Source organism: Chamaesiphon sp. GL140_3_metabinner_50 (assembly GCF_025361915.1).
In the GTDB taxonomy this organism is placed as follows: Bacteria; Cyanobacteriota; Cyanobacteriia; order Cyanobacteriales; family Chamaesiphonaceae; genus Chamaesiphon.
The window spans coordinates 1-5,701 of sequence record NZ_JANYJC010000219.1 but is presented as its reverse complement, the minus strand read 5'-3'; the positions used below and the strand labels follow the sequence as shown (position 1 = coordinate 5,701).

Annotated in this window: 7 protein-coding genes and 1 pseudogene; 1 reads left to right on the top strand and 7 read right to left on the bottom strand. The window is 45.1% G+C overall.

The features are described from left to right. Window positions 1-638 (top strand): hypothetical protein (locus tag Q0R35_RS10985; protein WP_295617599.1); only part of this gene is annotated, 638 nt, incomplete at its 5' end. A 54-nt stretch (window positions 639-692) separates the two neighbouring features. Here Q0R35_RS10985 and Q0R35_RS10980 read toward each other — a convergent pair. The 7 genes and pseudogenes from Q0R35_RS10980 to Q0R35_RS10950 all read right to left on the bottom strand — a co-directional run. Then, complete coding sequence (locus Q0R35_RS10980) at window positions 693-1,124, bottom strand: hypothetical protein (protein ID WP_295617593.1); 432 nt, start codon at window positions 1,122-1,124, stop codon at window positions 693-695. Window positions 1,125-1,189: 65 nt separating this feature from the next. After that, window positions 1,190-2,620 (bottom strand): phosphoglucomutase/phosphomannomutase family protein, encoded by a 1,431-nt coding sequence (locus Q0R35_RS10975; protein ID WP_295617589.1) that lies wholly within the window; start codon window positions 2,618-2,620, stop codon window positions 1,190-1,192. A 119-nt stretch (window positions 2,621-2,739) separates the two neighbouring features. Continuing rightward, complete coding sequence (locus Q0R35_RS10970; protein ID WP_295617586.1) at window positions 2,740-3,036, bottom strand: antibiotic biosynthesis monooxygenase; 297 nt, start codon at window positions 3,034-3,036, stop codon at window positions 2,740-2,742. A gap of 176 nt (window positions 3,037-3,212) precedes the next feature. Beyond that, window positions 3,213-3,854, bottom strand: coding sequence for an LON peptidase substrate-binding domain-containing protein (locus Q0R35_RS10965; protein WP_295617583.1), 642 nt, complete (start codon window positions 3,852-3,854; stop codon window positions 3,213-3,215). Window positions 3,855-4,125: 271 nt separating this feature from the next. Further along, a complete protein-coding gene (locus tag Q0R35_RS10960; protein ID WP_295617580.1) occupies window positions 4,126-4,503 on the bottom strand; it encodes a hypothetical protein in 378 nt (125 codons plus the stop codon). A 182-nt stretch (window positions 4,504-4,685) separates the two neighbouring features. Beyond that, entirely contained in the window at window positions 4,686-5,003 is a 318-nt protein-coding gene (gene rpsJ / locus Q0R35_RS10955) for a 30S ribosomal protein S10 (RefSeq protein ID WP_366944870.1), read from the bottom strand. Between the two features lie 103 nt (window positions 5,004-5,106). Then, window positions 5,107-5,701: pseudogene (locus tag Q0R35_RS10950) on the bottom strand (EF-Tu/IF-2/RF-3 family GTPase); the annotation flags it as partial.

Here is a 5,701-nt window from a genome sequence, read left to right as displayed (position 1 = left end):
CTCGTCATGAGTCTCCCCAGGACGATATCGAAAAAACTACTTTCGGGACAATTCAGGTCTTAAAATCTCAGGAAATCAGACAACCAAACACAAAAAGTCAGTGGCAATATCTAGAATTAGTATCATCGATCTGTCAAAGTGAAAAGCTAGGTACTCCATTACCAAGCGATCTCCAGCTTGCCAGCAAAGCAGATCGATGTCCGATTGGCTACAAGCTAGCCGAGCGCAAGGTTACTACTAGATCTCATCAACCTCAAATCAATATCAATTTTATTCTTATGGAGCAACGCCGTATTTATCAGAGTAAAGGAAAATTCACAAAAAATATTATTGGAACTCCAAACTTTGTTAAGGTAAATCCAGAACAATATGATTACCGAATTCAAACAACTCCTAAACAAATAATTGTTAGTGCCCAGCCTAAATCATTTAAAGATACTCGAAATTGGACTTACTTAGCTATTTCCAAAGTTAATCCGAAGATCGAGAATAAATATTCGCAGATTACTGATTTATATTGTGAGAGCGAAAAACAGAATATTTCTATTCCGACACCTTCAGAATTAGATAAAGATAAAGGTTGTCCAGTTGGTTATAGTATGGTAAGTGCATCTCAAATGCGCTCGAAAGCTAGGTAGTAGCTGATGAGCAGGAATCTAAATCCCCACTCTCACAACTTCACTCTCGACTGTCTAACGGCAGGGACTACCAGATCGATCGAGCGCGATCGGACTAGGAATTGGACTGCCGATTATCGATGTGGTACAAGTCGAGGGTACCGCACGAGGATAGATATTTGGCTGCGGAAAAACGACGATCGGTCTGACTTCTTGGCGATAACGGGCTGGATAACCACTACCATAATAGGGGGTCGTTACCGAGCCGGGAAAAGAGTTACTACCAGGGTAAACAACACTCGGCGAGTATAACTCTGTCGAAGTTGTCGTCGTTATCCCATTTGTATAAGCTCGATCGTCAGGAACCGATGGTACGTAAATTGTAGTTGAAGAGTAACCAGTCGAAGGAAAAGGTTGAATGAAAACGCCTTGTGCTTTTCCTGCTAACGGTGTCAATAAAGTAATAATTGTCGTAGCGATCGCGGCGAAACCAAGTAAGTTTTTCATAATTAATCGTCAGTGGAAAATTGTCCACAAGCTAGATTTTTTAATCGATGCAACGATCGCCTTTATCATGATACCGAATTTGCCCAATCTTGCGCCCAAGCAAGCGTTTGATGCACTCGATCGATCGTTGCCGCTTCGCAATAAAGTCTGAGGACTGGTTCTGTACCACTAAATCTAATCAATAGCCAACTGTCATCAGATAGATTAAATTTGTACCCGTCTGCTAAATTGCGATCGCGTACTTCTATGTTAGCAATTTTAGCGAATGGTTGGGTTTCTAATTGCGCGACTAATTTAGATTTCACATCCATACTTGCCAAATGGAGATCGACTCGATCGTATTTAAAATCGTAGTTAGTTTGAGTTTCAAGTTGGCGATACAAATCGCCGAGATCTTGTTGAGATTTAGCAATCGCTTCGAGAATATACAAAGCCGACAGCAACGCATCGCGTTCGGGGATATGATTGCCATAACCGATGCCGCCAGATTCTTCGCCACCAATCAGCACGGGCGTATCGAGCATTCGATCGGCGATATACTTATATCCGATCGGAGTTTCATAGACTGGCAAATTATATAACCTGGCAATTCTCGGCACCAGATTAGAAGTACTCACAGTCTTGATAATTTCGCCTGTAAAGCCTCTTCGTTTAACTAAATGCTCGATGAGAATCGGAATCAAAATCTGCGAACTCAGGAACTCACCAGAGCCATCTACAGCCGCAATTCGATCGCAGTCCCCATCGAATACCAATCCGACTCGCACACCTGGCTCGGCATTATGGCTGCGAATTACCCGCATTAATTGAGATAAATATTTAGGCAACGGTTCTGGCGCACCACCATCGAATAACGGATCGGTATTACTATTAAGCTCAGTAATCGGCGTACCCAATAACCGATCCAATCCCGTACTCGCCGCACCATGCATCGCATCGGCAAATACCGTTAATTTACCAGATTCGATCGCCTGTTGAATGCTAGCCAGATCGACTTTACCCCGCAACTCCTGACAATAACTATCCCACGGATCGAACGTCGTCAGGCTTCCCGGCTCTGTCGGCGGCAACGTTTGTCCCAATCTCGCCTCAATTTGCTGCGTAATTTCTGGCGATACCGAACCCCCAAAATTGCCCTTCACCTTCAATCCTAAATAGTCGCCAGGATTGTGACTGGCGGTAATTACCAGCGCACCCAGCGCATTTTGACTGTGTGCCGCCCAACTAAATGCTGGAGTCGGCGCGTAACTATCACTGAGAATCACATCGAACCCCGCCAGCCGCAATGCTTCAGCCATGCGTGTGGCAAAAGTTTCCGCCATAAACCTGCGATCGAATCCGACAATAATCTTCCGATTCCCCGTCTTGGCACTATAAGTATCCGCCAACACCTCAGCCGCAATCGGCGCAACCATCAACAATCGATCGAATGTAAACTCCGCCCCAATTACACCCCGCCAGCCATCTGTCCCAAATTTAATCGCGTCCACACTCATTAGTTCCAATCTGTAGCAACTTCCCTATTCTACAGATGTGGAGGATCTTCTCACGTCCCGATCGTTACTGAATTTGTCATCTGTATGGCTACTCTCGATCCCGCTATGGCAACTCTTAGTTAGGAGGCTCGATTATCAACGAGCGTAGCTACATCAGCAAATTGGATGGTAGGTTTGACACCATACAGCTCGGTTACTTGTGCGATTAGTTGCGGCGAAAAAAATGCCTTTGCTGCCTCCTCAGAATCCCAAACATAGAAATTAAGCACCTCCTGGTTGACTGAATCAACCGTGAATGTCTTTGAACGGAGCCCAGACATGCCTTCAAACTTTGCTCTTGCTCCGTCTGCGATCTGCCGCACGTATGCCTCATTAAATTCGCTTTCATAGCGGAAACGGATAAAAACTGCAATCATGGTAGGCTCCTTGTCTGTTTTCGTTGTGGGTAACGTTGGGGGAAACGCACAATTCGGGTGCAGTTTTGTCCCAACTCCCCATTTGCCTCATTGAAGCAGATGAACTTGAGGAAGTTGTGAGCTAAAAACTGCCTTTGTGTGTCGAAGCCCCCGATTTCCCTTTGTTCAGATTAGATCTATGGTAGAGCGTCTTTAAGTGCCGTTCTAGCGGCGAGATGATTGCGGGTAGAAGTCAAAATTTCTACTTCTCGATCGAGTCTACTTGTCGTATCTTGCATTTCGAGTAAAGCTTGTTGCTCTGCTGCTACGCCATACAGATGGCTGGCTACCCAATAAGAAAGTTCGATCGGGAGTTCTGGTAAATTATCTGGTAACTCGACTGGTTGCTCTGTTAGCTTGCCAGATAAGTGGACGACATCGCGCAGGAGCCGCTCGACATCGGTCGCTAAGGGGCGTAAATCTGCTTCGGTAGGACGATCTTCGATCCACTCGACTAACCCGACGCGATAGGGCTTCTCGCGGACGTATTCTAGCACTCTGAACCGCTGCTGTCCCATCGTTAAAACTTTCATGCGATCGTCTGGCAACTGCTGGAAGTGGACGATCTCTGCACAACAACCGATGTCTGCTGGTTGTCCTCTGACGGGATCCCACATCAGCACGCCAAATCGCCTGTCGCTACTCATGATCGTATTCATCATGATCCGGTAGCGAAATTCAAAAATATGCAAAGGGAGTGGACGACCGGGAAATAGCACCAGTTCGGGGAGCGGAAATAAGGGGAGTTCTCTCACAGCGATTGAAGAAGTAGGTGCCATTTGCGGGTTCGATCGACAGCTTAGGGTGCATCTACTAGATTAACGGATCTAGCCTCGGATGTGCTAGGTACTCAAAGCTAATTACGATCGTCAACTCTAGATCTAGTGTTGGACGATCCGCTCGATCTACCCTCCGCAACAAGCTTAAAGTTATCCGGAACATTGCCTAACTTACCAAAAGCCCGCAACCAGATTGGCATCACCTTCGCCTTTGCATCGGCATCATTTCTTTATTGAAAAGCATCGATCGATCCAGTCAATTCCAATAAATTTATCTTATCTCCAAGGGGGAATTACCGGACTGCTGCTTCTTTACGTTATCAAGATATTGTTTTTCGCCTATTTCCTGACAAGTAATTTGTTCGGAATCTAATCCTGTAGGCTGACTTGTAATACCTTTCTGCTCTAGCTTATAGACGAGTACTTTCGCTTTCCAATCTTCTGAGCTGTTGTTAATTCCCATATAAAGACGATTACATTTAAAACAGTGCCAGACTTCCTGCGCCCCAGCCTCTTCCCAATACTCAGGCCACATATTAATTGTTGTATTAATCGCAGCTTCTCGATCGACAAGATCTTGTAACTTCTCTTGGGCATGGGAACTAAGCAGTAGATGTTCGATCTTACCTGGAAATACGATGTCATGCATTATATATCCACAGATACATTTCAGATATATCAGCTCTTACCTTCGCTTTATCCTTATACTGACTTTAACCCAATCGATTTAAATAATTAAAAAAACATGTAAATTATAAACCTCGATCTTTACGTATCGACAAAAAAGCCCTCATGTGAGGACTTTTTAAAAACAAATTAATAACTCAATATCTACAGTTTCACTTCGATATCTACACCTGCTGGTAAGTCTAACTTCATTAAGGCATCGATCGTTTTCGCGGAAGGATCTTTGATATCGATGATGCGGCGATGGGTGCGAGTTTCAAAATGTTCGCGCGAATCTTTATCAACGTGGGGAGATCGCAAGACACAATAGATGCGGCGGCGAGTTGGTAATGGAATCGGCCCGATCGCAGTGGCACCAGTTCTGTTGGCTGTTTCAACAATTTTGTCACATGAGGTATCTAGCAGACGGCGATCGAATGCTTTGAGACGAATCCGAATTTTCTGTTGAGCGATGGTAGCCATAATTTTTTTAGGTTTGAGTTGTCAAGGTACGGGAATAATTCAGCAGACACAAAGATAGAGATACACGCGAGGTATATCTCTATCTTTAATTTAGGTAATTAACCTACTTGATAATTTTGGCGACTACACCAGCTCCGATTGTCCGACCGCCTTCACGAATCGCAAAGCGCATTCCTTGTTCGATCGCGACTGGGTTGATTAGTTCTACTGTCATTTGTACCCGATCTCCAGGCATGACCATTTCAGCAGCACTACCATCATCGGCAGTAAAGGCTTTGATGTTTCCGGTTACGTCAGTCGTCCGAACGTAGAACTGAGGGCGATAACCAGGGAAGAATGGAGTCTTACGACCACCTTCTTTTTCGGTTAGTACGTATACTTCGCCTTCAAAGATGGTGTGGGGTTTGATACTACCTGGTTTAGCAATTACCATGCCGCGTTCGATGTCGGCTTTTTGGATACCGCGCATCAGTACGCCGACGTTATCTCCAGCCAAACCTTCTTCAAGGGATTTTTGGAACATTTCAACACCAGTGATCGTGGTGCTACGCGTGTCGCGGATACCAACGATTTCGACGTTTTCGCCAACTTTGACTTTTCCACGTTCGATCCGACCAGTTGCAACTGTACCGCGACAGTGATGGAGAATACGTCCTCAACAGACATGAGGAAGGGTTTGTCGATTTCCCGTTCTGGAG

What these genes read in the sequence shown, in the direction of transcription:
- Q0R35_RS10980 (WP_295617593.1), bottom strand. Translation starts at nt 1,124, where the DNA reads ATGAAAAACTTACTTGGTTTCGCCGCGATCGCTACGACAATTATTACT.
- Q0R35_RS10975 (WP_295617589.1), bottom strand. Translation starts at nt 2,620, where the DNA reads ATGAGTGTGGACGCGATTAAATTTGGGACAGATGGCTGGCGGGGTGTA.
- Q0R35_RS10970 (WP_295617586.1), bottom strand. Translation starts at nt 3,036, where the DNA reads ATGATTGCAGTTTTTATCCGTTTCCGCTATGAAAGCGAATTTAATGAG.
- Q0R35_RS10965 (WP_295617583.1), bottom strand. Translation starts at nt 3,854, where the DNA reads ATGGCACCTACTTCTTCAATCGCTGTGAGAGAACTCCCCTTATTTCCG.
- Q0R35_RS10960 (WP_295617580.1), bottom strand. Translation starts at nt 4,503, where the DNA reads ATGCATGACATCGTATTTCCAGGTAAGATCGAACATCTACTGCTTAGT.
- rpsJ (WP_366944870.1), bottom strand. Translation starts at nt 5,003, where the DNA reads ATGGCTACCATCGCTCAACAGAAAATTCGGATTCGTCTCAAAGCATTC.